22 protein-coding genes are annotated in these 25,094 nt (G+C 72.6%); 11 read left to right on the plus strand and 11 right to left on the minus strand.

Annotated features, from left to right (window positions below; genetic code table 11):
* Positions 1-107: 107 nt before the first annotated feature.
* The 3 genes from ACFWW8_RS18035 to ACFWW8_RS18045 all read left to right on the plus strand — a co-directional run bounded on the left by ACFWW8_RS18035 (position 108) and on the right by ACFWW8_RS18045 (position 1,639).
* A complete protein-coding gene (locus ACFWW8_RS18035; RefSeq protein ID WP_386529819.1) occupies positions 108-593 on the plus strand; it encodes a BlaI/MecI/CopY family transcriptional regulator in 486 nt (161 codons plus the stop codon).
* Between the two features lie 11 nt (positions 594-604).
* Positions 605-1,135 (plus strand): amino-acid N-acetyltransferase, encoded by a 531-nt coding sequence (locus ACFWW8_RS18040; RefSeq protein ID WP_386529820.1) that lies wholly within the window; start codon positions 605-607, stop codon positions 1,133-1,135.
* Positions 1,136-1,300: 165 nt separating this feature from the next.
* Positions 1,301-1,639, plus strand: a complete 339-nt coding sequence (locus ACFWW8_RS18045; RefSeq protein ID WP_383932049.1) for an Lsr2 family protein — start codon at positions 1,301-1,303, stop codon at positions 1,637-1,639.
* Here the strand turns inward: ACFWW8_RS18045 and ACFWW8_RS18050 are convergent.
* Complete coding sequence (locus ACFWW8_RS18050; protein WP_386529821.1) at positions 1,618-2,196, minus strand: SCO3374 family protein; 579 nt, start codon at positions 2,194-2,196, stop codon at positions 1,618-1,620. The genes ACFWW8_RS18045 and ACFWW8_RS18050 overlap by 22 nt on opposite strands.
* Before the next feature lie 463 nt (positions 2,197-2,659).
* Here ACFWW8_RS18050 and ACFWW8_RS18055 point away from each other — a divergent pair, with 463 nt between their 5' ends.
* Both ACFWW8_RS18055 and ACFWW8_RS18060 read left to right on the plus strand, forming a co-directional pair.
* A complete protein-coding gene (locus tag ACFWW8_RS18055; protein WP_386529822.1) occupies positions 2,660-5,185 on the plus strand; it encodes an ATP-dependent Clp protease ATP-binding subunit in 2,526 nt (841 codons plus the stop codon).
* Positions 5,186-5,881: 696 nt separating this feature from the next.
* Positions 5,882-6,508, plus strand: a complete 627-nt coding sequence (locus tag ACFWW8_RS18060; protein WP_386529824.1) for a M23 family metallopeptidase — start codon at positions 5,882-5,884, stop codon at positions 6,506-6,508.
* 49 nt (positions 6,509-6,557) lie between these two features.
* On the opposite strand, the gene ACFWW8_RS18065 is transcribed toward ACFWW8_RS18060, so the two are convergent.
* From ACFWW8_RS18065 to ACFWW8_RS18095, 7 genes are all read right to left on the minus strand, one after another.
* Positions 6,558-7,862, minus strand: coding sequence for a LamG-like jellyroll fold domain-containing protein (locus ACFWW8_RS18065; RefSeq protein WP_386529825.1), 1,305 nt, complete (start codon positions 7,860-7,862; stop codon positions 6,558-6,560).
* A gap of 71 nt (positions 7,863-7,933) precedes the next feature.
* The gene (gene cseC, locus ACFWW8_RS18070) at positions 7,934-9,250 is read right to left on the minus strand and encodes a two-component system sensor histidine kinase CseC (RefSeq protein ID WP_386529827.1); all 1,317 of its coding nucleotides are present in this window, start codon (positions 9,248-9,250) and stop codon (positions 7,934-7,936) included.
* Positions 9,251-9,262: 12 nt separating this feature from the next.
* Positions 9,263-9,970: a two-component system response regulator CseB gene (gene cseB / locus ACFWW8_RS18075; protein ID WP_386529828.1), complete on the minus strand. Its 708-nt coding sequence runs from the start codon at positions 9,968-9,970 to the stop codon at positions 9,263-9,265.
* An 85-nt stretch (positions 9,971-10,055) separates the two neighbouring features.
* The gene (locus tag ACFWW8_RS18080) at positions 10,056-10,685 is read right to left on the minus strand and encodes a hypothetical protein (RefSeq protein WP_386529867.1); all 630 of its coding nucleotides are present in this window, start codon (positions 10,683-10,685) and stop codon (positions 10,056-10,058) included.
* Positions 10,686-10,723: 38 nt separating this feature from the next.
* Positions 10,724-11,284, minus strand: a complete 561-nt coding sequence (locus tag ACFWW8_RS18085; protein WP_319727094.1) for a SigE family RNA polymerase sigma factor — start codon at positions 11,282-11,284, stop codon at positions 10,724-10,726.
* A gap of 195 nt (positions 11,285-11,479) precedes the next feature.
* A complete protein-coding gene (locus ACFWW8_RS18090; RefSeq protein ID WP_386529830.1) occupies positions 11,480-12,427 on the minus strand; it encodes an A/G-specific adenine glycosylase in 948 nt (315 codons plus the stop codon).
* 29 nt (positions 12,428-12,456) lie between these two features.
* Positions 12,457-13,065, minus strand: coding sequence for a phosphatase PAP2 family protein (locus ACFWW8_RS18095; RefSeq protein WP_386529831.1), 609 nt, complete (start codon positions 13,063-13,065; stop codon positions 12,457-12,459).
* 170 nt (positions 13,066-13,235) lie between these two features.
* Between ACFWW8_RS18095 and ACFWW8_RS18100 the strand changes: the two genes are divergently transcribed.
* Complete coding sequence (locus ACFWW8_RS18100; RefSeq protein WP_386529833.1) at positions 13,236-14,057, plus strand: hypothetical protein; 822 nt, start codon at positions 13,236-13,238, stop codon at positions 14,055-14,057.
* Between the two features lie 68 nt (positions 14,058-14,125).
* On the opposite strand, the gene disA is transcribed toward ACFWW8_RS18100, so the two are convergent.
* Positions 14,126-15,250: a DNA integrity scanning diadenylate cyclase DisA gene (gene disA, locus ACFWW8_RS18105; protein WP_386529834.1), complete on the minus strand. Its 1,125-nt coding sequence runs from the start codon at positions 15,248-15,250 to the stop codon at positions 14,126-14,128.
* A 151-nt stretch (positions 15,251-15,401) separates the two neighbouring features.
* Positions 15,402-16,814, minus strand: a complete 1,413-nt coding sequence (gene radA / locus ACFWW8_RS18110) for a DNA repair protein RadA (protein ID WP_383929658.1) — start codon at positions 16,812-16,814, stop codon at positions 15,402-15,404.
* 315 nt (positions 16,815-17,129) lie between these two features.
* On the opposite strand from radA, the gene ACFWW8_RS18115 reads away from it, so the two are divergent.
* Complete coding sequence (locus tag ACFWW8_RS18115) at positions 17,130-18,980, plus strand: hypothetical protein (RefSeq protein WP_386529869.1); 1,851 nt, start codon at positions 17,130-17,132, stop codon at positions 18,978-18,980.
* A 123-nt stretch (positions 18,981-19,103) separates the two neighbouring features.
* On the opposite strand, the gene ACFWW8_RS18120 is transcribed toward ACFWW8_RS18115, so the two are convergent.
* Complete coding sequence (locus ACFWW8_RS18120; RefSeq protein WP_386529836.1) at positions 19,104-19,934, minus strand: hypothetical protein; 831 nt, start codon at positions 19,932-19,934, stop codon at positions 19,104-19,106.
* A 63-nt stretch (positions 19,935-19,997) separates the two neighbouring features.
* Between ACFWW8_RS18120 and ACFWW8_RS18125 the strand changes: the two genes are divergently transcribed.
* The 4 genes from ACFWW8_RS18125 (at position 19,998) to ilvD (ending at position 24,977) form a co-directional block, all read left to right on the plus strand.
* Positions 19,998-20,948: a Ppx/GppA family phosphatase gene (locus tag ACFWW8_RS18125; RefSeq protein ID WP_386529838.1), complete on the plus strand. Its 951-nt coding sequence runs from the start codon at positions 19,998-20,000 to the stop codon at positions 20,946-20,948.
* A gap of 399 nt (positions 20,949-21,347) precedes the next feature.
* Entirely contained in the window at positions 21,348-22,244 is an 897-nt protein-coding gene (locus tag ACFWW8_RS18130) for a sugar phosphate isomerase/epimerase family protein (protein ID WP_386529840.1), read from the plus strand.
* The gene (locus tag ACFWW8_RS18135; RefSeq protein ID WP_386529842.1) at positions 22,241-22,999 is read left to right on the plus strand and encodes a TetR family transcriptional regulator; all 759 of its coding nucleotides are present in this window, start codon (positions 22,241-22,243) and stop codon (positions 22,997-22,999) included. Before ACFWW8_RS18130 ends, ACFWW8_RS18135 begins: the two co-directional genes overlap by 4 nt.
* Before the next feature lie 127 nt (positions 23,000-23,126).
* Positions 23,127-24,977: a dihydroxy-acid dehydratase gene (gene ilvD / locus ACFWW8_RS18140; RefSeq protein WP_386529844.1), complete on the plus strand. Its 1,851-nt coding sequence runs from the start codon at positions 23,127-23,129 to the stop codon at positions 24,975-24,977.
* Positions 24,978-25,094 lie beyond the last annotated feature (117 nt).

Here is a 25,094-nt window from a genome sequence, read left to right on the forward strand (position 1 = left end):
CCCCGGGCACCACGGGCGTACGGCCACCGCGGCCGTGCGCCCGATTTGCTGCGCGTTGCCATCGGTATGGCCGGGCAATTCACCGCAATCCGCACTATCGTGCTGGTGTGCCTCGCCCCTTGGGAGATCTCGAAGACGCCGTCATGACGCGGGTGTGGCAGTGGAACCGCCCGGTCACCGTTCGGGAGGTGCTGGAAGACCTCCAGCAGGAACGGTCCATCGCTTACACCACGGTCATGACCGTTATGGACAATCTTCATCAGAAGGGCTGGGTCCGCCGGGAGGCGGAAGGACGCGCCTATCGGTATACGGCGGTCTCCACCCGCCCCGCCTACTCGGCCGCGCTGATGAACGAAGCCTGGTCGACGAGCGACAACCCCGCGGCCGCCCTCGTCGCCTTCTTCGGCATGATGTCGGCGGAACAGCGCGAGGCACTCCGGGACGCGGTGAGGATCGTCCAGCACGACGACGAGGCGGCGGACGCCGTCGTCGCGACCGCGGAAGCGGAAGCCGCGGAAGCCGAGGCCGCCGCGCCCGCCGCGCGAGAAGGGGAAGACGGCTCCGGCGAGCACACCGCCGGTCCGGGGCGATAGCGTCCGGGCCCATGGGAGAGTTTTCCGCTGCACACGCAGAAACAGTGACGATCCGCCGTGCCCGCACCCGCGATGTTCCCGCGCTGCGCCGCCTGCTCGACCAGTACGTGCAGCAGCGGATCCTGCTCGACAAAGCGCCGGTCGTCCTTTATGAGGACATCCAGGAGTTCTGGGTCGCGGAACGCGACTCGGACCACGAGGTGGTCGGTTGCGGGGCTCTCCACGTGATGTGGGAGGACCTCGCCGAAGTGCGCACTCTCGCCGTGGACCGCGAGTTGAAGGGCATCGGCGTCGGTCACCGGGTGCTGTCCCAGTTGTTGGAGACCGCCCGCGCGCTCGGGGTCAGCCGGGTTTTCTGCCTGACCTTCGAAGTGGACTTCTTCGCGAAGCACGGGTTCACCGAGATCGGCGAGACGCCGGTCGAGACCGATGTCTACATGGAGCTCCTGCGTTCCTATGACGAGGGCGTCGCGGAGTTCCTCGGTCTCGAACGGGTGAAGCCGAACACCTTGGGCAACAGTCGCATGCTTCTGCACCTCTGATCGATGCCCTCGGCTTTTCCGGTGTCCCACACACCCGCGGCCTATGTCCGAATCGCGTACGTTTCCCGCCCTGTTGCGGTCTCGAACCTCTCCCCGGGGGTTTGTGTTTTCCCCGCAAAAGCGGTTTCCTTTCCGCGTACTGCTTTTCGATGAAAGGAAATCCCGGTGGCACAGAAGGTTCAGGTCCTTCTTGTCGACGACCTCGACGGCGGCGAGGCGGACGAGACGGTGACGTTCGCTCTGGACGGCAAGACCTACGAGATCGACCTCACCACCGCCAACGCTGAAAAGCTCCGCGGTCTGCTCGACCCGTACACCAAGGGCGGACGCCGCACCGGTGGCCGTGCCAGCGCCACCCGCACCAAGGGCCGCGCCTCCGCGACGACCGGTAACCCGGACACCGCCGAGATCCGCGCGTGGGCCAAGGAGAACGGTTACAACGTGAACGACCGCGGCCGCGTTCCGGCCGAAATCCGCGAGGCCTACGAGAAGGCCAAGGGCTGACGGGTCCGGCGCGTGCGCCGCAATCGCGCCCGGTGGCACTCCGTCGCCGCCGCCGCGACCAGGCGTACGAGATCGGGCCCGCCCGCGGGTCCGGCGCCCTTCCCGGGAGCGGGAAGGGACGGCAGCAGCGCCTCACACCCCTTCTCGGGGGGCCGCAGCCACACGGCGGCCTCCCGGGGGCCCTCTCCGGAGGGAGCTCCGGGCGGCTTCGGAGCGGTGATCCGGCCACCCTCACCCAGGGCCGCGAGATCCAGGGCGACCCCGCCCCACTCCAGCCAGTCGAGCAGACCGTCCAGCTCTTCGGCGCTCCCGGCGGCCACCAGGAACCGCATCCGGCGTCCCATCAGGGCCACCGGTCCGGTGGCGACGGGCCTGCGCAGCAGGGCGGCCCCGGCGTCGGAGGGCAGCTCCAGCACGTCGAACCGGGTTCCGGTGACGAGCTGGGCCGGCGGTCCGCCGGCGACGGTCCAGCCGAGCACCCGCTCGTACCAGGAGGCGTACGCGTCCTCCCGGGGCGGTACGCGGGGCGACGGGACGGTGACGCTGCTGACGGCCATGTCCGGAGCAACTCCCGAATGCCCCGGGGGTTACGGGCGGTGTGACGCACCGCACGCGGTCCCATGCGGAACGTAAAGATCCGCAGCGGTGGGGTCCCACATTCGGGACGCAACCGTGTTCGCCCTTAGCGGAGTGAACCGGGGTCACCGGCATGGAGTGTCAGTCCTGACGGGTAAGACATTCCTAGTGGATCGGGGCGACACGCTGATTTGTGCGGCTCCCGTTCGCCACCGGCGTACACGCGTGACGGGTATCTGCCTGGCCTGCGGGAACATCGTCTCCCACTATCGGGTTGGAGCAGTTGTCGGCTGTTCAGGCCGGTTTTCCTCACCGACGTGGGGGTGAGCCGCGGACGGATGTCGGCAGTTGGAATGAGCTGTCCCGCCCCGCGGGACTAGCATGCGGAAGGACAGGGCGGGGACCGACCCCGAACTGCCCGACCGCTCTGAGGAGCGATAAACGATGTTCGAGAGGTTCACCGACCGCGCGCGGCGGGTTGTCGTCCTGGCTCAGGAAGAAGCCCGGATGCTCAACCACAACTACATCGGCACCGAGCACATCCTCCTGGGCTTGATCCACGAGGGTGAGGGTGTCGCCGCTAAGGCCCTGGAGAGCCTCGGGATTTCGCTCGAGGCTGTTCGCCAGCAGGTTGAGGAGATCATCGGACAGGGGCAGCAGGCCCCTTCCGGCCACATCCCCTTCACCCCGCGGGCGAAGAAGGTCCTGGAGCTGTCGCTCCGAGAGGCCCTCCAGCTCGGCCACAACTACATCGGCACCGAGCACATCCTGCTCGGCCTGATCCGCGAGGGCGAGGGCGTCGCAGCCCAGGTCCTCGTGAAGCTGGGCGCCGATCTCAACCGGGTCAGGCAGCAGGTCATCCAGCTGCTCTCCGGCTACACCGGGGGCGGCAAGGAGTCGGCCGCGGCCGGCGGCCCGGCCGAGGGCACGCCCTCGACCTCGCTCGTCCTGGACCAGTTCGGCCGCAACCTCACGCAGGCCGCCCGCGAATCCAAGCTCGACCCGGTCATCGGGCGCGAGAAGGAGATCGAGCGGGTCATGCAGGTCCTGTCCCGCCGGACCAAGAACAACCCGGTCCTCATCGGCGAGCCCGGCGTCGGCAAGACCGCCGTCGTCGAGGGGCTGGCGCAGGCGATCGTCAAGGGCGAGGTCCCCGAGACCCTCAAGGACAAGCACCTCTACACGCTTGACCTCGGTGCCCTGGTCGCCGGTTCCCGCTACCGCGGTGACTTCGAGGAGCGCCTGAAGAAGGTGCTCAAGGAGATCCGCACCCGCGGCGACATCATCCTGTTCATCGACGAGCTCCACACCCTCGTGGGTGCGGGCGCCGCCGAGGGCGCGATCGACGCCGCGAGCATCCTCAAGCCGATGCTGGCCCGTGGTGAGCTCCAGACCATCGGTGCCACGACGCTGGACGAGTACCGCAAGCACCTCGAGAAGGACGCGGCCCTCGAGCGCCGCTTCCAGCCGATCCAGGTGGCGGAGCCTTCCCTCCCCCACACGATCGAGATCCTCAAGGGCCTGCGGGACCGCTACGAGGCCCACCACCGCGTCTCCATCACGGACGAGGCCCTCGTCCAGGCGGCGACGCTGGCGGACCGGTACATCTCGGACCGCTTCCTCCCGGACAAGGCGATCGACCTGATCGACGAGGCCGGCTCCCGGATGCGCATCCGCCGGATGACCGCGCCGCCGGACCTCCGCGAGTTCGACGAGAAGATCGCGGGCGTGCGCCGCGACAAGGAGTCGGCCATCGACTCCCAGGACTTCGAGAAGGCGGCGTCTCTCCGCGACAAGGAGAAGCAGCTGCTGGCGGCGAAGGCCAAGCGCGAGAAGGAATGGAAGGCCGGCGACATGGACGTCGTCGCCGAGGTCGACGGCGAGCTCATCGCCGAAGTCCTCGCGACCGCGACCGGCATTCCCGTCTTCAAGCTCACCGAGGAGGAGTCCTCGCGACTGCTTCGCATGGAAGACGAGCTGCACCGTCGGGTCATCGGCCAGAAGGACGCCATCAAGGCGCTCTCCCAGGCGATCCGCCGTACCCGTGCGGGTCTGAAGGACCCGAAGCGCCCGGGTGGCTCGTTCATCTTCGCCGGTCCGTCCGGTGTCGGTAAGACGGAGCTGTCGAAGACGCTCGCCGAATTCCTCTTCGGCGACGAGGACGCGCTGATCTCCCTCGACATGTCGGAGTTCAGCGAGAAGCACACGGTTTCCCGTCTCTTCGGTTCGCCCCCCGGCTACGTGGGCTACGAAGAGGGCGGCCAGCTCACCGAGAAGGTGCGCCGCAAGCCGTTCTCCGTCGTCCTCTTCGACGAGGTCGAGAAGGCCCACCCGGATATCTTCAATTCCCTTCTCCAGATCCTGGAGGACGGTCGCCTGACCGACTCCCAGGGCCGGGTCGTGGACTTCAAGAACACGGTCATCATCATGACGACCAACCTGGGTACGCGGGACATCTCGAAGGGCTTCAACCTGGGCTTCGCGGCCCAGGGCGACACCAAGACCGGATACGAGCGGATGAAGGCGAAGGTCAACGAAGAGCTCAAGCAGCACTTCCGGCCCGAGTTCCTCAACCGTGTCGACGACACGGTCGTCTTCCACCAGCTCACCGAGGAAGACATCATCCAGATCGTCGACCTCATGATCGCCAAGGTCGACGAGCGCCTGAAGGACCGCGACATGGGCATCGAGCTGAGCGGTGACGCGAAGCTCCTGCTCGCCAAGCGCGGTTACGACCCGATCATGGGCGCCCGCCCGTTGCGCCGGACCATCCAGCGCGAGATCGAGGACCTGCTCTCGGAGAAGATCCTCTTCGGCGAGCTGCGTCCCGGTCAGATCGTGGTCGTCGGCAAGGAGGGTGAGGGCGAGACCGCCAAGTTCACCTTCCGCGGCGAGGAGAAGACGGCTCTGCCGGACCTCCCCCCGATCGAGGCCACGGGCTCCGGCCCGGACCTGTCGAAGGGCGCGTGACCGCCGCCGCTTAGCGGCGCGGTACGGACGAGAGGGGCGGCCCCGGAACCAGTCGGTTCCGGGGCCGCCCCTCTCGCGTGCGTGGCGTCCTGTGGCCGCCCGGGGGCGGTGCCGGCCCCGGGCGGGCGTGCGGACGGCTCCCGGGCGGTGTCGGGCCGTGAACGGACTCCGGCGGTGGTCTGCTCCCGCGAGGGAGCCGTACGGCGGCTTGTGGCGCCCGGTACCGGCCGCCACAGGTCGCGCGAAGCCGAAGCGCGGCGCGGAGGGCCGGAGAGGGCCGGTCGACGCGCGCGGTCGTCGGGAGGCGTGACGACGCGGGCGGTCGACGCGGGGGGTGGTCGGCTCCGGGACGGCCGGCGCGGACGGGCAGCACGCAGTGACGGCCGATGGTCCGGGACCGGGCCGCCGAGGGGCCGCGGCCGGTGACAAGCCGCACAAGACAAATCGGACGTACTAGGCGGATTCGTAGATCCAAAGGACCCCAAAACGGAACCTCCGCCCCAGCGGGGGGCGGTCAACAGGTCCGAGAGCCCCCGACCCGGCTACGAGCCCGGGTAGTAACGGAGGCGTTTGGGGAACGCCGGGGGCGCGGGTTACCAAGGTGGAGCCAGCCCGGCACGTGCTTGATCGTGCCGGGTCACTTCATGCCCGAAGAGGGCGTGACTCGTCCTGTCCCCGGCCTCGGAGGTCTATTTCATGTTCGCGAAGCGCGTCACTACCCGTCGTACCCGCATTGCCGTCGGCGTAACCACCTTCGGTGTGCTGGCCCTCGGGGCCGGGACGTCCGCCGCGTTCGCCGACACGACGCAGACCGCCCTGACGGGCACCGCCCAGCTGGTCGCCCAGCAGGCCTCCGCCCAGACCGCCGCGGCCAAGGGTGCGGCCGCCAAGGGCGCGAAGACCGGCGTGTGGGACAAGCCGGTCGAGAAGTACACGCTGTCCGCGACCTTCGGCCGGGGCGGCACCATGTGGTCGCACAAGCACTCCGGTCAGGACTTCGCCGTCCCCGTCGGCACCCCGGTCAAGGCCGCGGGCGCCGGAACCGTCGTCAAGGCCGGCCCCAACGGCGGCGGCGACGGCCCGGCCTACGGCAACGCCATCGTGATCAAGCACGCGAACAACACGTACTCCCAGTACGCGCACCTCTCGCGCATCCAGGTCAAGATCGGCCAGAAGGTCTCCACGGACCAGCGGATCGCCCTGTCCGGCAACACCGGAAACTCCAGCGGCCCCCACCTGCACTTCGAGATCCGCACCACCCCGAACTACGGCTCGGCCGTCAACCCGGTCGCCTTCCTGCGCAACGCCGGCGTCCACCTCTAAACAGCGGTACGCACGAGCCGGCCGGCAAGGACCGTCGGCCGGCCGGTGATCAGAGCAGGACCCATGCGCCGGTCGGCTTGACCGACGAGGGCAGCTTGTTCTGGCGGACGGCGGCGACCTGCTCCGGCGTCAGGGCCACGCCGAAGGTGCGCATGCTGTCCATGGCCCCGTTCCAGGAGCCGGTCCAGTTGCCCTCGTGGCGGGAGCGGGCCAGCTGGAGCGGGCCCGGGGCGTTGTGGACGTCCGTGACCTGGCCCTCCGAGGCCTTCTTGCCGTTCACGTACAGGGTGATCGTCTTCTTGTCGGCGTCGTAGGTCCCCGTCAGCGTCGTCATCGTCTTCGCCATCTTCATCCCCTCCGCGGCGACGGTCTGCGTCGTGGAGTCGGCCCCCTGGTCGCTCGTCTGGACGCGGAAGATCCACGCGGGCTTGCCGTTCACCTCGTCCGAGCCCAGCTCGAAGCCGAAGGTCTTGTCGTTGCCCTGGCTGACGGCTATCTGGCGGCCCTTCGGGGAGCGGTTCCAGACGCGGGCCGAGACGGTGAAGCTCTTGGACGCGTCGACGACGCGCTTCTCGGCCTCGGCGTACGACTTCTCGTTGCCCTTGGTCCGCAGCTCGTAGTGCTTGTCGATCGCGAAGACGCCCGCCTCGGCGCTCATCTTCAGGTGGTCCTTGCCGCTGTGGTCCCGGATCAGCGTCGGGTCGCTGGCGACGGTGGGGGACTTGTCGACCGGGCCCTTGCTCTTGGAGCCCTCCGGCTTGGGGGAGGCCGACCCGGTCGCCGCCGGGGCGTCGTCCGCGACGTCCTGCGGCTTGTCGTCGTCCCCGCCCATCAGCAGGAACGTTCCGCCACCGGCGAGCAGGGCCAGTACGGCCACCAGTCCGCCGATCGTCCACAGCCGCTTCCTGCGCCGCTCGGCCGCCGAGCGCTCGGCGAGCGCCTCCCAGTCCGGCTGGTCCGGCTGCTGCGCGAACGGCGCCGACTGCTGTGCACCGGCCGGCGGCCACGCCCCGCCCGGGTCCGCCGCCCCGCCCGGGTCCGCCGCTGCGGCCGGGGCGCCGCCGGGGAACGGCTGGTAGCCGCCCGGCCGGTACGGCCCCGGCAGGTCCTGCTGGTACGGGTTCGGTTGCCCCTGCCCCTGCCCCTGACCCTGGTCCGCGGGGTAGCCGTAACCGCCCGCGGACGGCGGCGCCGGGTAGCCGTAGCCGCCGCCCGGCGCGGGCTGCGGGCCCCGGTCGGCCGGGTAGCCGTAACCGCCGGACGCGGGCGGTCCCGGCGGGAACCCGTAGCCGCCGCTCCCCGGGGCGGGCTGCTCGGGCTGCGGGCTGCTGGGGGGATTCGTACCGTCGGTCATGCCAGGGATGCTAAGTCACGCGCCCGGCAGGACCTACGGCCCGGTACCGCTCCGGCACCGGACCGCGATGCTCACTCCTGGGGCAGCTTGACGACCGGGAAGCTGCCCGTCGCCGTCGGCGCGTGCTCCGGAAGCCACAGCACCGCCACCGCGCCCGCCGCCGTGCCCTCGCGCTCGAAGCCGCCCGGAGCCGCCACGTTGCGGAACGTCAGCCGGGCGCCCAGCACCCGCGCCTGCCCCTCCGCGATCGTCAGCCCCAGCCCGTGGCCCACGCCCGCCCGGTCCGTGGAGCCGGTCCGGAACCGGCTCGGCCCCTCGCGCAGCAGCGCCTCGGGGAATCCCGGCCCGTGGTCGCGGACCCGTACGACCCGCCCCTCCACGTCCACCTGGATCGGCGGCTGCCCGTACCGGGTCGCGTTGGCCAGCAGGTTTCCCAGGATCCGCTCCAGGCGCCGCGGGTCGGTGCTCACGATCTCGTCCGCCACGACCCGTACGGAGGCCTCCGGCATCAGCGCCCGCACCCGACGGCTCACGAACTCGCCCAGCGCCACGTCCTGGAGCTCCGCCCGCTCGGACGCGCTGTCCAGCCGGGCCACCTCCAGCACGTCCTCCACCAGGGCGCGCATCGCCTGCGCCCGGTCGCGCACCAGCTCGGTCGGCCGCCCCGGCGGCAGCAGTTCCGCCGCCGTCAGCAGGCCCGTCACCGGCGTCCGCAGCTCGTGCGCGATGTCCGCGGTCACCCGCCGCTCGGCCTCCAGCCGCTGCTGGAGCGCGTCGGCCATGGCGTCCACGGCCCGCGCGAGGTCGTCCGTCTCGTCCCGTACGAGGCCCCCGACGGCGTCCCGCACCCGGACCTCGGGATCCCCGTGGGCCACCCGCTGCGCGGCCGCCGCGGCCTTGCGCAGCCGGCGCGAGATCTGGCCCCCGATGAGGACGCCGAGCGCCGAGCCGCCGATCACGACGGCGAGGGAGCCGACGACCAGCGCCCGGTCGAGGTCCCGGACCATGTTGGCGCTCTCCCGGAACTGCGTGTGCAGCGACAGCACCTGCCCGTTGCCGAGCGGCACCGCGGCCCATACCTCGGGCGCGCCCTTGCGGGTCTCCTGCACGTACGTCCCGCGCCGGCCGGAGCGGGCCTTCTCGCGCAACTCGGCCGGCAGTTCCGGGTCGTTGAGCTTGGCCACCATGGGCGGCTTGCGCCCGGCCTCGGCGACGCCGGCCATGAACTGGACCCGGTCGAGCTGGGTCTCGCGCGCGCTCTCCAGCATCGACACCCGGGCAGCACTGTGCACCACCAGGCTCAGCGCCACCGCGGTGAGCGCGCCGACCGCGGCGATGGCGAGGGTGATCTTCCAGCGGATCCCCGTGCGCAGGGTGAAGCGCCTCATGCCGTCGTGGCCTCAGGCCTTCAGCTTGTATCCGAAGCCGCGGACCGTTTCGATCCGGTCCTGGCCGATCTTGGTGCGCAGCCGCTGCACGTGGACGTCGACCACCCGGGTGTCGCCGCCCCAGTCGTAGTCCCAGACCCGCTCCAGCAGCCGGTCGCGCGACAGTACGGTGCCGGGCGCGGAGGAGAACTCCAGCAGCAGCCGCATCTCGGTCGGCGTCAGCGCCACGGCGGCGCCCGCCCGGCGGACCTCCATGCCCTCGGTGTCGACCTCCAGGTCGCCGAAGGCCAGGACCCCGCGCTCGCCGGAGTCGTCCTCGACGCCCGAACCGCCGTTCTGCGGGCCGCCGGCGTGACCGAAGCGGCGCAGCACGGCGCGGATGCGGGCGACCAGCACCGAGCCGTCGAAGGGCTTGGTCACGTAGTCGTCGGCGCCCGCCTCCAGGCCCAGGACCACGTCGATGGAGTCGGCGCGCGCCGACAGCATGATCACGGGGACGGTGGACTCGTCGCGGATGCGCCGGCACAGGCTCACCCCGTCCATGCCGGGCACCATCACGTCGAGCAGCGCGATGTCGGGGCGGTCGGCCCGGAAGGACTCCAGGCCGGACAGGCCGTCGGGCATCGCGGTGACCACGAACCCGTCGCGTTCCAGCGCCAGGGTGGTGGCCTCGCGGATGACGTCGTCGTCCTCCACGAACAGGACATGGGTCTCGGCCATGCGGGAGCCTCGCCTCGGTTCTTCTCTTCGCTCGGTTCTGCGGTGGTCAGGGGGGTCGGGCGGTCGGGCGGCCGGCGCCGGGCCGTCAGCTCTTCGGCGTGACCACCGGCGCGGGCTGGCCCCCGCCGTCGACCACGTTGCTGTACTCCGAGTGCACCCGGTCGTGCTCGACGAACTTCTCCCCGTTCCAGCGGTACGTGATCACGTCCTCGCCCGACGGATAGGCGAGCGCGTCGCTCTTTCCGTAGACCTGCTTCGTGACCACCAGGTCGCCCCGGTCGATCTCCGCGTAGACGGGTGGCTGCTCGTCCGAGAACACATTCTCGTACTTTCCGGAGTCCTCCCGGTACACGAACGAGCCGCGGCCCAGGGCGTCCGCGCAGGACAGCACGTTGACGACGACGTCGACGACGGGGCTGCCGGTGACCCTGCCGTAGCTGACGTCGACCGGGTACTCCTTGCCCGTGCAGGGCTTGAGGTCGCGCTTGATCGCGTTGCTGACCTTGGGGTCGGCCATGAGGAGCCGGACCGGGTCCACCTTCGGGGCGGGCTTCCCGGACGGCGTCGAGGCGGGGTCGGACGGGGACGCGGACGGGGCCGTCTTGGCCACGGCGTCGGTGCGCGCGGGCCCGCCGTCGCGCAGACCGGTGCCGCCTGTGGCACAACCGACCGCGAACACGGCTGTGCCGACGAGGACGACCGTCCCCGCCGACATCAGCACCAGCGACCCGCCGCTGCTCAAACCCTGGCCTGTCAGGCCGCGCACCGCTCACGCCCCTCGTACCGCATGGTGTGGTCACCGCGTTCCAGCGCGCGCATGTCGAGGTCCCGGCTCTCCAGTTCCTGCCGGAGGCGGGCCAGTGCGCGGTGCAGGGTGCTCTTCACGGTTCCCGCCGACATCCCGAGCGCCGCGGCCGTCTCCTCGGTGCTCATCTGCTCCCAGTGTCGCAGCACCACCACGCTGCGCTGCTTGGGCGCGAGCACCTTGAGGATGTCCATCAGCAGGGCGCGGTCGGCGCGCTGGTCGGAGCCGTCCTCGACGGAGGCGTCCGGGAGCTGCTCGGTGGGGACCTCTTCGAGCTTGCGGGCGCGCCACCACTCGGTCCGGGTGTTGATCATGACGCGACGGAGGTAGGCGTCGGCCAGGGACTTGTCGGCGATGCCGTCCCAGCGGCCGTAGGTGCGGACGAGGGCGGTCTGCAGGAGGTCCTGCGCGTCGGTGGGGTCCGGGACCAGGCGCCGGGCGCTGCGCAGCAGCGCGTCCTGCCGAGTGCGTACGTACTCTTCGAATTCGAGTACCTCGCCGTGCGCCATCTCAGACCGCCTCCGTTCCGTCCAACCGCTCAACCGCTGCCTTACGGACTCGAAGGTACGGAGGGGTTGTCACGGGCCTGTGCGGGCCAGCCTTCGGTGGGCGCACGGACACCCATAGGTTGTGTAACAGCGCCCGTGAGCTGCGGTTTCCCGGTCCGAAGCGGAATGTGGCAGTCAGCCCCGGACCGGTTCCCGTCAGGTCTGCGGCAGCCGGTAGAGACCGCCCGCGAGCGGTTCCACGAGCCCGTCGGAAACCAGCCCGTCCAGCGCCCGGGCACGCTGCACCGGCTCGTCCCAGACGGTGTCGAGCACCGCCTGCGGAACCGCGCCCACGGCCTCCCGGAGCACCGCCAGGAGCTTGCCGCGCACCTGCCGGTCCGTGCCGGCGTACGTCTGCCCGCGCCGCGGCGGCCCGTCGTGCGCCGGTTTCCCGGCCAGCCGCCAGGCGCACAGCCCGGCCACCGGGCAACGGGCGCAGTCCGGGCTCTTGGCGGTGCACACGAGCGCGCCGAGCTCCATCGAGGCCGCCGCCCAGCGGGCCGCCGTGTCCTCGTCCTGCGGGAGCAGGGCCCGGGCGAGGCGCCGCTCGGCGGCCGTGGTGGCGTTCGGCGGGTACTCGACCCCGGTGGCGGCCCGCGCGAAGACCCGCCGGACGTTGGTGTCCAGCACGGCGTGCCGCTGCCCGTACGCGAACGAGGCGACGGCCGCCGCGGTGTACTCCCCGATGCCGGGCAGTGCGAGCAGCTGCGCGTGGTCCCGCGGTACGTCGCCCCCGTGCCGTTCCGTTATGGCCAGGGCCGCGCCGTGCAGCCGCAGGGCCCGCCGGGGGTAGCCGAGCCGCCCCCAGGCCCGTACGGCCTCTCCCGGGGCGTCGGCGGCCAGGTCGGCGGGCCGCGGCCACCGGGCGAGCCACTGCTCGTACACCGGCAGGACCCGGCTGACCGGGGTCTGCTGGAGCATGAACTCGCTGACCATGACCCCCCAGGGGCCGGCCTCGGGGCGGCGCCAGGGCAGGTCGCGGGCGTGCTCGTCGAACCACGCGATGACGGGGGAGTGCAGCGCGGAGTTCGCGGCGGGCTGCGGCGCGGTCGGCTGTGGCGCGGAGGTCTGTGACGCGGAGGTCTGTGATGGGGATGCAGTCATGGCAGACGGCATCCTGGCACGTTTCGCCCCTACCGCGCCGGGCCGGGCCCGGTGAACCACACGGCGGCGCGGACCCCGCTCGCCCGCATGGCCGCCATGATCGTACTGATCGGACCGGTGAGGGCCAGGACGGCGAGGGCGGCCACCGCGCCGCCCAGCAGCAGGCCGATCGCGACGTCGTGCGGGTAGTGCACGCCGACGAAGACGCGGGAGAAGGCCATCAGCAGGGCCACCGGCACGGTCAGCAGCGCGAGCCGGCGTACGGCCAGGGCCAGGGAGACGGCGGCGGCGCCGGCGATCGTCGCGTGGTTGCTGGGGAAGGACCAGTCGCCGACCGGCGGGCACGCGAGCAGCGAGGCGGCGGCCCCGGTGACGGCGCGGCAGGGCCGGTCCTCGTCCAGGGCGGACTTCAACGACTCGGAGGTGACGTACGCGAGGGCGGTGGCCAGCGGAGCCAGGACGGCGACCGCGACCGTCCGGGGGCTGCGGCGGCCGCGCGAGCGCCACCAGACGGATATGAAGAGCAGGCCGAAGACCAGGAGGCCGTACTCGGTCCAGACCTCGAAGGCCGACTGCACCCAGCCGGGCGTCGAGTGGGCGAAGTCGGTGATGTCGCGGTAGAGGTCGGAGCTGTCCATGGTCACCGACGGTACGCAAGGAAAAAGGGCACCCGCGTCAGTCTGCTGGCTGATTCCGGACGTTCTCGGCGGGGTTCGCGGGCTCCCGCAGGCTGATGATCGGCAAAACACGCCCATCGCACGGCATGGGGGGCGCGGAACGGAGCGCGGACTCTCGTAAAGTTCCGTCCGTGGGATCTCTGCGCAATCCGGTCGGGCCGCTCCCCTCCTCCATCTACTGGCGACGGAGGGCCGTGCTGGCGTCCGTTGCCGCGCTCCTCGCGATTCTCGCCGTATGGGCCGTCAGCTCCGGCGGGAACGGGTCGAGTACGAACGGCAAGGGCCAGGGCCGCCCCGGCACCATCACGATCACCCCCGGTCCCTCGGGCACCGGGCCGGCGATCAGTCAGGCCCCGGGCGGCCGGGCCGAGTCGGGCGGCGGCGGTACGACCGGCTCCGAGGGCGGCGGCTCCGCGGGCACCGGCAAGAACGGCGAGCCGGGCTCGTCCCCCGGCGCGGGCACGGGCGGCGCGGCGGCAGTGGCGGGCGGCGCAGGCGGCGCAGGCGGAGGCGGTGGCGCGGCGCAGGTTCCGGCCGACTCCGCCCTCCCGACGTGCGCGACGAGCGCCCTCCAATGGGAGGTGAAGAGCGCGAAGAACGAGTACGAGGCGAACGAGAAGCCTCGGCTGGAACTGATCGCCCGCAACATCTCCGGAACGACCTGCAAGGTCGACCTCGGCCCGAAGCAGGCGATCCTGACGATCCTTCAGGGGCGCGACAGCAAGGCGGTCTGGTCCTCGGCCGACTGCCCGCCGGGCGCGGGCAACGTCTTCTTCCGCGTCGCCGCGCAGGGCGAGACGAAGCACGTCCTCGAATGGGACCGCACGTTCAGCGCCCCCGACCAGTGCCGGACGCCTCCGGCGGGCAGCGCGACGGCGGACACGTACGTGGTGGAACTCAAGTCGCCGGGGATGCCGGTGGCCAACACCTCGTTCGTCCTGAAGCAGGACTGACGGTCCGTCGCCCCGGCCCGGATTCCGCACGGGCCGGGGCGACTGCGTCGGCCCGTGCGGGGTGTGCCTCAGACGTAGCGTTCCAGGATGGACGATTCCGCGAGGCGGGACAGGCCCTCGCGGACGCTGCGCGCCCGCGCCTCGCCCACGCCGTCGACCGTCTGCAGGTCGTCCACGCTGGCCGCGAGCAGCTTCTGCAGCCCGCCGAAGTGCTCCACCAGGCGCTCGATGATGGCACCCGGCAGCCTCGGCACCTTCGCCAGCAGCCGGTAACCCCGCGGCGACACCGCCGAGTCCAGGGTCTCCGGCGATCCGGTGTAGCCCAGGGCCTTCGCGACGATCGCCAGTTCCAGCAGGTCCGGGTGCGTCAGCGCGTCCAGTTCGGCCAGGGCCTCGTCCACCGTGCGGGAACGCTTCGCCGTCGGCTCCGGGACGTAGTCCCGGATGACCAGCTCCCGCTCCTGCTCGATCCCGACCGTCAGCTCGTCCAGCTGCAGCGACAGCAGCCGCCCGTCCGTGCCCAGTTCGACCACGTACTCGGCGATCTCCGTCGCGATCCGGCGCACCATTTCCAGCCGCTGGGCGACCGCCGTCACGTCACGGACCGTGACCAGGTCCTCGATCTCCAGTGCCGACAGCGTGCCCGCGACCTCGTCGAGGCGCAGCTTGTACCGCTCCAGCGTGGCGAGGGCCTGGTTCGCGCGCGACAGGATCGCGCCGGACTCCTCCAGGACCCGCCGCTCGCCGTCGACGTACAGCGCGATCAGCCGCATCGACTGCGAGACCGACACCACCGGGAAGCCGCACTGCTTCGAGACGCGGTCCGCCGTGCGGTGCCGCGTGCCCGTCTCCTCGGTGTGGATCGACGCGTCCGGCACCAGCTGCACGCCGGCCCGCAGGATCTTGGTGATGTCCTTGTCGAGGATGAGCGCGCCGTCGAGCTTGCACAGTTCGCGCAGCCGGGTCGCGGTGAACTCCACGTCCAGCACGAAGCCGCCGGTGCACATCGCCTCGACGCTCTTGTCCATGCCGAGCACGATGAGCCCGCCGGTGTTGCCGCGGACGATCCGTTCCAGCCCGTCACGCAGCGGCTGACCAGGTGCGACCGCGCTCAGCGAGGCACGCATCATGGCCTCCTGCTTGGAGCTCGCGCCCGACTTACCGGATGCTGCTGCCCCGTCCTTGGCTGCCACTGCACTCCTCGGGTCGCGGGTTGCGCCGCCTGCGTACGGCCGGGCGGACCATCCAGAAGTCTACCGGCGCGCGCTGTGGCCCCGCCGTTGCTTGGTCAGGTCCGCCCCGCGGGGCCCCCGGACGGGCCCTCTGACCAGGGGATCCGTCCCGCTACTCGGCCGCCCGCTCCTTGGCCGGCGTACGGGAGCGCCCGCGCGGCAGCACCCGCAGGGCGTCACCCATGTCGGCGACCTCCACGACCTTCATCCCGGCCGGGACCTTGCCCGGATCGGACGGCACGAGGGCGTGCGTGAAGCCGAGCCGGTGCGCCTCGGCGAGCCGGCGCTGTACGCCCGTCACCCGCCGCACCTCGCCGGCCAGGCCGACCTCGCCGATGGCGACGAGGTTCTTCGGCAGCGGCACGTCGCTGGCGGCCGAGGCCAGGGCCAGCGCGATCGCCAGGTCGGCGGCCGGCTCGGTCAGCTTCACCCCGCCCACGGTCGCGGAGTAGATGTCGCGCTTGCCGAGCGCGGTGATCCGGCCGCGCTGCTCCAGCACCGCCAGCATCATCGACACCCGCGAGGTCTCCAGGCCGGAGGTGGTGCGCCGGGGCGAGGGGATCTGCGAGTCGACCGTCAGCGCCTGCACCTCCGCGACCAGCGGGCGCTTGCCCTCCAGGGTCACGGTCAGACAGGTGCCCGGAACGGCCTCGGCGCGCCGGGTCAGGAAGAGCCCGCTCGGGTCGGCGAGCCCGGTGATCCCCTCGTCGTGCAGCTCGAAGCAGCCGACCTCGTCGGTGGCGCCGTACCGGTTCTTGATGCCGCGCACGAGCCGCAGCCGGGCGTGCCGGTCGCCCTCGAAGCTCAGCACCACGTCGACCAGGTGCTCCAGGAGCCGGGGGCCGGCGATGGCGCCGTCCTTCGTCACGTGTCCCACGAGGAGGGTGGACATGCCCCGCTCCTTGGAGGCCCGGATCAGTGCGCCGGCGACCTCGCGCACCTGGGCCATGCCGCCGGGCGCCCCGTCGATCTCCGGGGAGGCGACGGTCTGTACGGAGTCCAGGATGAGGAGGGAGGGCTTCACGGCGTCGAGGTGCCCCAGCACGGCCGAGAGGTCGGTCTCGGCGGCGAGGTAGAGGTGGTCGCTCAGCGCGTGGATCCGGTCGGCCCGCAGCCGCACCTGGCTCGCGCTCTCCTCGCCGGTGACGTACAGGGTGCGGTGCTCGTCGCTGGCCGCCTTCGCCGCCACGTCCAGCAGCAGCGTCGACTTGCCGACGCCCGGCTCCCCGGCGAGCAGCACGACGGCGCCCGGCACCAGGCCGCCGCCGAGGACGCGGTCCAGCTCGTCCACGCCGGTGCTGCGCGCGGTCGCCGTACGGCCGTCGACCTGGGCGATCGGCACCGCGGCGGTGGAGACGCGGCCGGCGGCGGTGGTGCGCACGGCGGGCGCGCCCATCTCCTCGACGGTTCCCCACGCCTGGCACTCGGGACACCGCCCGAGCCACTTCGCGGTGGTCCACCCGCACTCGGTACAACGGTAGGACGGCCGGTCCTTGGCGGATGAACGAGCGGTGCGGGCAGCCATGCGCCCCACGGTAGCCGCCCCCACCGACAACGCCGGCGGGGGCGGTGGGTGCGGGGCCTGCTCCCCGTGGGCGGCGTGCCGGTGCGACCGCGTCAAGGCCCGGGTCAGCGTGTCGCCGATCTGTTCACCCGTAAGGACTAAAACTGCTGGAGGCTTCCGGGCCGTCACCGGCGCGCCGCCTACGGTCGCGAGGTGAACAGCAGCAACCAGGGACACCCCTCATCGCGCACCGGCGCACACCCGGCGCACGGGCGCACGTCCTCAGAGGATGCGGAGGAGGATTCCACGGAGGGTTCCACGCAGCGTTCCACGGGGATCGGGGAGCCCGGGGGGCCCCGCGGATCCGGTGGCCGGGAAGGGGCCGACGGCTCCCGGGGGCGGTCGGGGGAACAGCCGCCCGAGCCGCCGCCCTTCCGTCACGAGCCCTACCTGGACGGCCTGTTCACCTACTGCCTGTCGGTGCTGTGCGACCACGACACCGCCACCGAGGTGCTGGGCGACGCCCTCGCCGCCGCCGAGCGGCATCCCGGCCGCTGTCCCGACGAGGGGGACCGGCGGGCCTGGCTGTACGCCCTCGCCCGCTGGGGCTGCCTGCGCCGCCTCGCCGAGAAGCGGCGCGTCCGGCACGGAGCGCATGCCGCCCGGCGCACGCCGGAGCACGCCGACGGCGCCCCCGCGCCGGGGGTCGCTGCGGACCCCGGGAGCGGTGCGGGCCCCGGCGGCGCTGCCGGCCCTCGGGGCGCTGCGGGTACTGCGGGTGCGACCCCCGGTCCGGACGGCGGCGAAGCCGTCCCCGCGGGCCGGCGCCCCCTCGACGTGAGCGCGTACCGCCGTACGGAGCTGGCCCGGCTCGCCTGGCCCGAGGCGGCGGGCACCACCCCCGAGCAGCGCGAGGCCCTCGAACTCGCCGTACGCCACCGCCTCGGCGTCGCCGAACTCGCCGCCGTCCTCGGCACGCCGCAGGCCGCCGCCCGGGAGCTGCTGTCCGGGGCCGCCTGCGAGGTCGAGCGCACCCGCGCCGCCCTCGCCGTCGTGGAGACCGGCGGCTGCCCCAGCGTGTCGCGGCTCACCGGCGACGGCCAGGTGCTGCTCTCCACCAGCCTGCGCGCCGAGCTCGTCCGGCACGTCGACGACTGCCCGCGCTGCCGCCGCGTCGCCGAACGCGTCGGCGCCGGGTCCCCCTGGCCCGGTTCCGGCATCGACACGGCCGCGCTCCCGCTGGTCCCCGCCCCGCGCACCGCCGTGCACGCCGCGATGCTCCGCTCCGGCCGGCGCCGGGGCGGCGGACACGGACCGCGCTTCGACCGCACCGGGTTCCCGATGGACCCCAAGGACCGCGCCGCCCGGCGCGACCGGCTGCGCGCCCGGGCGGTGACCACCACCGTGGTCGCCACCGTCGTCGCGGCGCCGGTCCTGGCGCTGTGGGCGGCGTACCGGGACGCTCCCGGCACCGGCGAGCCCGTCGGCGGCGACGGCACCCGCATCTCCGCCGGCGAGTCCGACGTCCCGCCGCACGCCGGGGGCCGCCCGCTGGCCGCGTACGAGAACGCCGGCAACGCCGCCAGCACCACCGGCGGCCCCGGCTTCGCTCCGGGCAGCGCCGAACCCGACGTGTTCGTCGAGGTGATCAGCACCGGCCCGCCGGTCGCCTCCGACGCGGGCCGCCCCGGCGCCCCCGGCCGGCTCACCGTCGCCGCGTCCTCCCGCGGCGCCACCACGCTGCTCACCCTCACCGCCTCCGGCGGCGGACCGGTGGACTGGCACCTGTGGTCCGACGGCCCGTGGCTGCGCGCGAGCCGGACCGCGGGCACGCTGGCTCCCGGAGCATCGGTCACCCTGCGGATCACCGTGGACACCGCGGCCCAGCCCGTCGGCGCCTGGACGGCTCGCGTCGGGGTCGACCCGGGCGGCGCCGTGGTCTCCATCCAGGGCCGCGGACGCCCGGCGCCGCCGCCCGCCGCGACGCCGAACCCGCCCGCGAGCCCGCGGCCGCCGTCGCCGGAGCCGACCCCGCCGCCGGCGACCCCCACCCCGACTCCCGCGCCGACCGAGCCGACGATCCCGCCGTCACCGACCACCGCGCCGTCGGCGGAGCCGACGGACGGGACAGGGGCCACGGCGTCCCCGACCCCGCCGGCCTCCGACCCGCCGGGCCCGGGCTCCTAGGCTCCTAGGAGGTGGCGTCACGGTCGTCCCGTGCGTGCCGGACACCGCGCGGCAGGAGCGAGCGGGACGACACCCCCGGGTGTCCGACCCTGGCGCCCGGGTCCCGGGGCGCATCAGGGTGCCTCAGGGCGCGATCGGGTCCGCCGGGTGCGGGGCCATCGGCAGCAGCGAGGCGAGCCGCGCCTCGCACAGCCGGACGAGCTCCTCGTACGCCTCCTTGCCCATCAGCTCCGTCAGCTCGGGCCGGTACGTGACGTACACCGGGTCCCCGGCGCCGTGCGCGGAGGTCGCCGACGTGCACCACCAGTGCAGGTCGTGGCCGCCCGGCCCCCAGCCGCGGCGGTCGTACTCGCCGATCGACACCTGGAGGACGCGGGTGTCGTCGGGCCGGTCGATCCAGTCGTACGTCCGGCGGACGGGCAGCTGCCAGCAGACGTCGGGCTTGGTCTCCAGCGGCTCGCGCCCCTCGCGCAGCGCCAGGATGTGCAGCGAGCACCCCGCTCCGGCGGGGAAACCGGGCCGGTTCTGGAAGATGCACGAACCCTCCCAGCGCCGGGTCTGCTTCTCCCCGTCGTCGTCGAGCTGGGTCCAGCCGGTCTCGCTGCCCACGTCGTGGAACTGCCACAGCTCGGGCGTCAGCCGGGCCACATGTTCCGCCACGCGCTTCTCGTCGTCCTCGTCGGAGAAGTGCGCGCCGAGCGTGCAGCACCCGTCGTCCGCCCGGCCCGCCTGGATGCCCTGGCAGCCGCTGCCGAAGATGCAGGTCCAGCGGGAGGTCAGCCACGTCAGGTCACAGCGGAAGACCTGTTCGTCGTCCGCGGGGTCGGGGAACTCCACCCAGGCCCGGGGAAAGTCGAGCCCTTTCTCGTCGGGTACCGCGGGCTTGCGCTTGCCCTCGGCCTTGCCCGCGTCCTTCTTCGACCGGGTCGTGTTGGCCTTCTTCGTATTTGGCACAAACCAAAGCCTAAGCGCCCCTTACGCAACCCCCCGTCCTTCACCGCAGTAGCGTTCCCCCCTATGAGACTCGGTGTCCTTGACGTGGGTTCGAACACGATCCATCTGCTGGTGGTGGACGCGCATCCCGGTGCGCGCCCCCAGCCCGCGCACTCGCACAAGGTGGACCTGCGCCTGGCGGAGCTGCTCGACGAGCACGGTGCGGTCACGCCGGACGGCGTCGAGCTGCTGGTGTCGGTGATCGGCGAAGCGGTGCAGGCCGCCGAGGACAAGGGCTGCGAGGACCTCGTCCCCTTCGCGACCAGTGCCGTCCGCGAGGCCACGAACGCGGACGAGGTGCTGGCGCGCGTGAAGCTGGAGACCGGCATCGACCTGCCGATCCTCAGCGGTGACGACGAGGCCCGCCTGACGTTCCTCGCCGCGCGCCGTTGGTTCGGCTGGTCGGCCGGGAAACTGCTGGTCCTGGACATCGGCGGCGGTTCGCTGGAGATCGCGTACGGGATGGACGAGGACCCGGACCGCGCCGTCTCCCTCCCGCTCGGCGCCGGCCGGCTCACGGCGGCCTGGCTGCCGGGGGACCCGGTGGACGTGGCCGACGTCCGTGCGCTGCGGCGTCACGTACGGGCCCAGATCGCGCGGTCGGTCAGGGAGTTCAGCCGCTTCGGGGCCCCGGACCACGTGGTGGCCACGTCGAAGACCTTCAAGCAGCTGGCCCGCATCGCGGGCGCGGCCCGCTCGGCGGACGGCCTGTACGTCCAGCGGGACCTGACCCGCAAGTCCCTGGAGGAGTGGGTCCCGCGCCTGGCCGCGATGACCACGGCCCAGCGGGCGGCCCTCCCGGGGGTCTCCGAGGGGCGGGCGAACCAGATCCTGGCGGGCGCGCTCGTCGCGGAGGGCGCGATGGACCTCTTCGGGGTGGAGGAGCTGGAGATCTGCCCCTGGGCCCTGCGCGAGGGCGTCATCCTCCGCAAGCTGGACCACCTGCCGACCGTGGGGGAGCCCGACGGGCCGTAGACGGCTCCGGGGGAGCGCCCGAGCGGGAAGCTCGGGAAGGCGACCGCGATCAGCAGGTGGACGGCCGCGGTGAAGCCGTTCACGGGGTCCTCTTTCCGTCTTCTCCGGTCCGTTTCCGTCCGTGGGCCGGTCCGGCCCGGCCGCGTTCCGCCCGGCCCGGCCTGCCCGGTCCGGCCCGGTCCGGCGGGTGACTCTCGTGACATCCCCAACCGTGCCGCGCCCCCCTGACGGACCGCGCAGAGCCGGCCGGCAGAGTCCTGACAGGCCCGTATCCGCAGCTCGGACCGGCCGGCGCGCGGCCGGGTCCGTACGGGCCGTGCGCCGGGCCGGTGCGCTCCGCCCGGGCGCCCCTTCGCCCCGCCCCGGCCCGGCGCTCCGTCGGCCCCGTACCCTGTGTCCGTGGCAGAACCAGTCCGCGTACCGACCGCGAAGGTCGCGCTCTCCACGGCCTCCGTCTATCCGGAGTCCACGGCGACCGCCTTCGAGATCGCCGCGCGCCTCGGTTACGACGGCGTCGAGGTGATGGTCTGGACGGACCCGGTGAGCCAGGACGTCGACGCGCTGCGCCGCCTCTCCGACCACCACCGGGTGCCGATCCTCGCCGTCCACGCGCCCTGCCTGCTGATCACCCAGCGCGTCTGGTCCACCGATCCGTGGACCAAGCTCCAGCGCGCCCGGGCGGCGGCCGAACGGCTCGGCGCCTCCACGGTCGTCGTGCACCCGCCGTTCCGCTGGCAGCGCCAGTACTCCCGGGACTTCGTCTCCGGCATCTGGCGCATGGCCGACGAGACCGACGTCCGGTTCGCCGTCGAGAACATGTACCCGTGGCGCTACCGCGACCGCGAGATGCTCGCCTACGCGCCGGAGTGGGACGTCACCAAGGACGACTACCGGCACTTCACCGTCGACCTCTCGCACACCGCGACCGCGCGCACCGACGCCACCGCGATGATCGACCGCATGGGCGACCGGCTCGCGCACATCCACCTCGCCGACGGGAACGGCTCCGCGAAGGACGAGCACCTCGTCCCCGGACGCGGTACGCAGCCCTGTGCCGAGTTGCTGGAGAGCCTGGCCCGTACGTCCTTCGACGGCCACGTCGTCATCGAGGTCAACACCCGGCGCGCGATGTCCTCCGCCGAGCGCGAGGCCGACCTCGCCGAGGCGCTGGCCTTCACCCGGCTGCACCTCGCGACCGCGGCCGACGCCCCTGCCGTCCGGCCCCGGTCCGAGTCCCAGCCCCGGCCCCGGTCACAGTCCCGGTCCCAGTCCCGGCCCCGGGCCCGGCGCACGTGACGGAGCCGAGGGAGTCGGCGGAACCGGCGGAACCGGCGGAACCGGCGGAGTCACCGGAGCCGTCCCGGCCCCGGGACCGGCCGACCGAGCCCGCCGCGTCGACCGAGCCCGCCGCGTCGACCGAGCCCGCTGCGTCGACCAAGCCCGCCCCGCGCCGCCGCCGCGGTCCCGGGCGGCCCCGCCACGACGAAGCCGACGAGGGTCCCGGCACCCAGGAGCGCATCCGGCTCGCCGCCCGCTCCGAGTTCGCCGCGCGCGGCTACGACAAGACCTCCGTACGCGGCATCGCCAAGGCCGCCGGGGTCGACCCGGCCCTGGTCCACCACTACTTCGGCAGCAAGGACGACCTGTTCGCCGCCGCGATCGAGGTCAGCATGGAGCCGGCGCTGGTGATCCCGGCGATCCTCGGCGCGGGCCCCGACGGCATCGGCGAACGGCTCGCCCGCTTCTTCCTCGGCGTCTGGGAGAACCCCGCCACCCGCGCTCCGCTCCTCGCGGTGATCCGCTCGGCCCTCACCCACGAGGCGGCGGCGGCGGTGCTGCGCCGGCTGGTCCTGCGCCGCCTCCTGGAGCGGATCGCCGCCGACCTCGACGTCCCCGACCCGACCTTCCGCGCCGAGCTCGCCGCCTCCCACATGGTCGGCATCGCGATCCTGCGCTACGTGCTCCAGGTGGAGCCCCTCGCGTCGGCGGACCCCGAGGACATCATCAGACTGGTCGCGCCCACTCTTCAGCGGTACCTGACCGAAGAATGAGCCTTTCGTCCCGCCATCCGGACGGGGTGTCCGCATCGCGGGCGAGGGGCGTAGCCTCGTAACTGCTTCATATCTACCGTCGCGGTCGAGTCCGTACGGCCGACCGCACTTATGGGGAGTGAACCCGATGCCCGAGCTGAGGTCCCGCACCGTCACCCACGGCCGCAACATGGCGGGCGCACGCGCCCTTATGCGCGCTTCGGGCGTAGCGAGCGCGGACATCGGGAAGCCGATCATCGCGGTCGCCAACTCGTTCACCGAGTTCGTCCCCGGCCACACCCACCTGGCCCCGGTCGGCCGCATCGTCTCCGACGCGATCCTCGCCGCCGGCGCCGTCCCCCGCGAGTTCAACACCATCGCGGTCGACGACGGCATCGCCATGGGCCACGCGGGCATGCTGTACTCCCTCCCGTCCCGCGACCTCATCGCGGACTCGGTCGAGTACATGGTCGAGGCGCACTGCGCCGACGCCCTGATCTGCATCTCCAACTGCGACAAGATCACCCCCGGCATGCTGATGGCCGCCATGCGCCTCAACATCCCGGTGGTCTTCGTCTCCGGCGGCCCGATGGAGGCCGGCCAGGCCACCCTCGTCGACGGCACCGTCCGCAAGCTCGACCTGATCGACGCCATGGTCGACGCCTCCAACGAGAACGTCTCGGACGAGGACGTGCTGCGGATCGAGGAGAACGCCTGCCCCACCTGCGGCAGCTGTTCGGGCATGTTCACCGCCAACTCGATGAACTGCCTCGCCGAGGCCATCGGCCTCGCCCTCCCCGGCAACGGCTCGGTCCTCGCCACACACACCGCCCGCCGCGCCCTGTACGAGGACGCCGGCCGCACGATCGTCGAGATCACCAAGCGCTACTACGAGCAGGACGACCACTCGGTCCTGCCCCGCTCCATCGCCTCCCGCCAGGCGTTCGAGAACGCCATGGCCCTCGACATCGCCATGGGCGGCTCCACGAACACGATCCTGCACCTGCTCGCCGCCGCGCAGGAGGCCGGGCTGGACTACGACCTCACGGACATCGACGAGGTCTCCCGCCGGGTCCCGTGCCTGTCCAAGGTCGCGCCGAACGTGGCGCCCGGCGGCACGTACTACATGGAGGACGTCCACCGGGCCGGCGGCATGCCCGCCATCCTGGGCGAGCTGCACCGCGGCGGACTCCTGAACAAGGACGTCACCTCCGTCCACTCCGAGAACCTGGAGACCTGGCTCGCGGACTGGGACCCCCGTTCCGGCACCGCCACCGACGTGGCCATGGAGCTGTGGCACGCGGCCCCCGGCTGCAAGCGCTCCGCCTCCGCCTTCTCCCAGTCCGAGCGCTGGGCCAGCCTCGACCTCGACGCGGAGGGCGGCTGCATCCGCTCGGTGCAGCACGCGTACTCCAAGGACGGCGGCCTCGCCGTCCTGCGCGGCAACATCGCGGTCGACGGCTGCGTCGTGAAGACGGCCGGTGTCGACGAGTCGATCTGGACGTTCGAGGGGCCGGCGGTCGTCTGCGAGTCGCAGGACGAGGCCGTCGACAAGATCCTCCGCAAGGAGATCACGGCGGGCGACGTCGTCGTCATCCGCTACGAGGGCCCGCGCGGCGGCCCCGGCATGCAGGAGATGCTCTACCCGACGTCCTTCCTCAAGGGCCGCGGCCTCGGCAAGGTCTGCGCGCTGGTGACGGACGGCCGCTTCTCCGGCGGCACCTCGGGCCTGTCCATCGGCCACGCCTCCCCGGAGGCGGCCTCGGGCGGCACGATCGCGGTGGTCGAGGACGGCGACCGCATCCGGATCGACATCCCGAACCGCTCCATCGAGCTGCTCGTCGACGAGGCCACCCTGGCGGCCCGCCACGCGGCCCTCGGCGGCGTGTACGCCCCGAAGAACCGCGAGCGCAAGGTCTCGGCGGCCCTGCGCGCCTACGCCGCCATGGCCACCAGCGCCGACAAGGGCGCGGTCCGCGACGTCTCCCTGCTGGGCTGAGCCCCCGCTTCCGTGACGGGACCCCGCCGGGCACACCGCCCGGCGGGGTCCCGCCACGTGCGGCTGCGGCCCGGCGGGCGCGGGGGTGCGGGTGCCGGGCGCGCGGGCCGGAACCGG

The sequence above is a fragment of the Streptomyces sp. NPDC058701 genome (assembly GCF_042715295.1).
Classification (GTDB): Bacteria; Actinomycetota; Actinomycetes; order Streptomycetales; family Streptomycetaceae; genus Streptomyces.

Excerpts from the sequence above, each read along its gene's own strand:
- ACFWW8_RS18065 (WP_386529825.1), bottom strand. The coding sequence starts at position 7,862 with ATGACCGACGGTACGAATCCCCCCAGCAGCCCGCAGCCCGAGCAGCCC.
- cseB (WP_386529828.1), bottom strand. The coding sequence starts at position 9,970 with ATGGCCGAGACCCATGTCCTGTTCGTGGAGGACGACGACGTCATCCGC.
- ACFWW8_RS18080 (WP_386529867.1), bottom strand. The coding sequence starts at position 10,685 with ATGTCGGCGGGGACGGTCGTCCTCGTCGGCACAGCCGTGTTCGCGGTC.
- ACFWW8_RS18050 (WP_386529821.1), bottom strand. The coding sequence starts at position 2,196 with ATGGCCGTCAGCAGCGTCACCGTCCCGTCGCCCCGCGTACCGCCCCGG.
- ilvD (WP_386529844.1), top strand. The coding sequence starts at position 23,127 with ATGCCCGAGCTGAGGTCCCGCACCGTCACCCACGGCCGCAACATGGCG.
- ACFWW8_RS18095 (WP_386529831.1), bottom strand. The coding sequence starts at position 13,065 with ATGGACAGCTCCGACCTCTACCGCGACATCACCGACTTCGCCCACTCG.
- ACFWW8_RS18055 (WP_386529822.1), top strand. The coding sequence starts at position 2,660 with ATGTTCGAGAGGTTCACCGACCGCGCGCGGCGGGTTGTCGTCCTGGCT.
- ACFWW8_RS18060 (WP_386529824.1), top strand. The coding sequence starts at position 5,882 with ATGTTCGCGAAGCGCGTCACTACCCGTCGTACCCGCATTGCCGTCGGC.
- cseC (WP_386529827.1), bottom strand. The coding sequence starts at position 9,250 with ATGAGGCGCTTCACCCTGCGCACGGGGATCCGCTGGAAGATCACCCTC.
- ACFWW8_RS18040 (WP_386529820.1), top strand. The coding sequence starts at position 605 with ATGGGAGAGTTTTCCGCTGCACACGCAGAAACAGTGACGATCCGCCGT.
- ACFWW8_RS18125 (WP_386529838.1), top strand. The coding sequence starts at position 19,998 with ATGAGACTCGGTGTCCTTGACGTGGGTTCGAACACGATCCATCTGCTG.
- ACFWW8_RS18085 (WP_319727094.1), bottom strand. The coding sequence starts at position 11,284 with ATGGCGCACGGCGAGGTACTCGAATTCGAAGAGTACGTACGCACTCGG.
- radA (WP_383929658.1), bottom strand. The coding sequence starts at position 16,814 with ATGGCTGCCCGCACCGCTCGTTCATCCGCCAAGGACCGGCCGTCCTAC.
- ACFWW8_RS18090 (WP_386529830.1), bottom strand. The coding sequence starts at position 12,427 with ATGACTGCATCCCCATCACAGACCTCCGCGTCACAGACCTCCGCGCCA.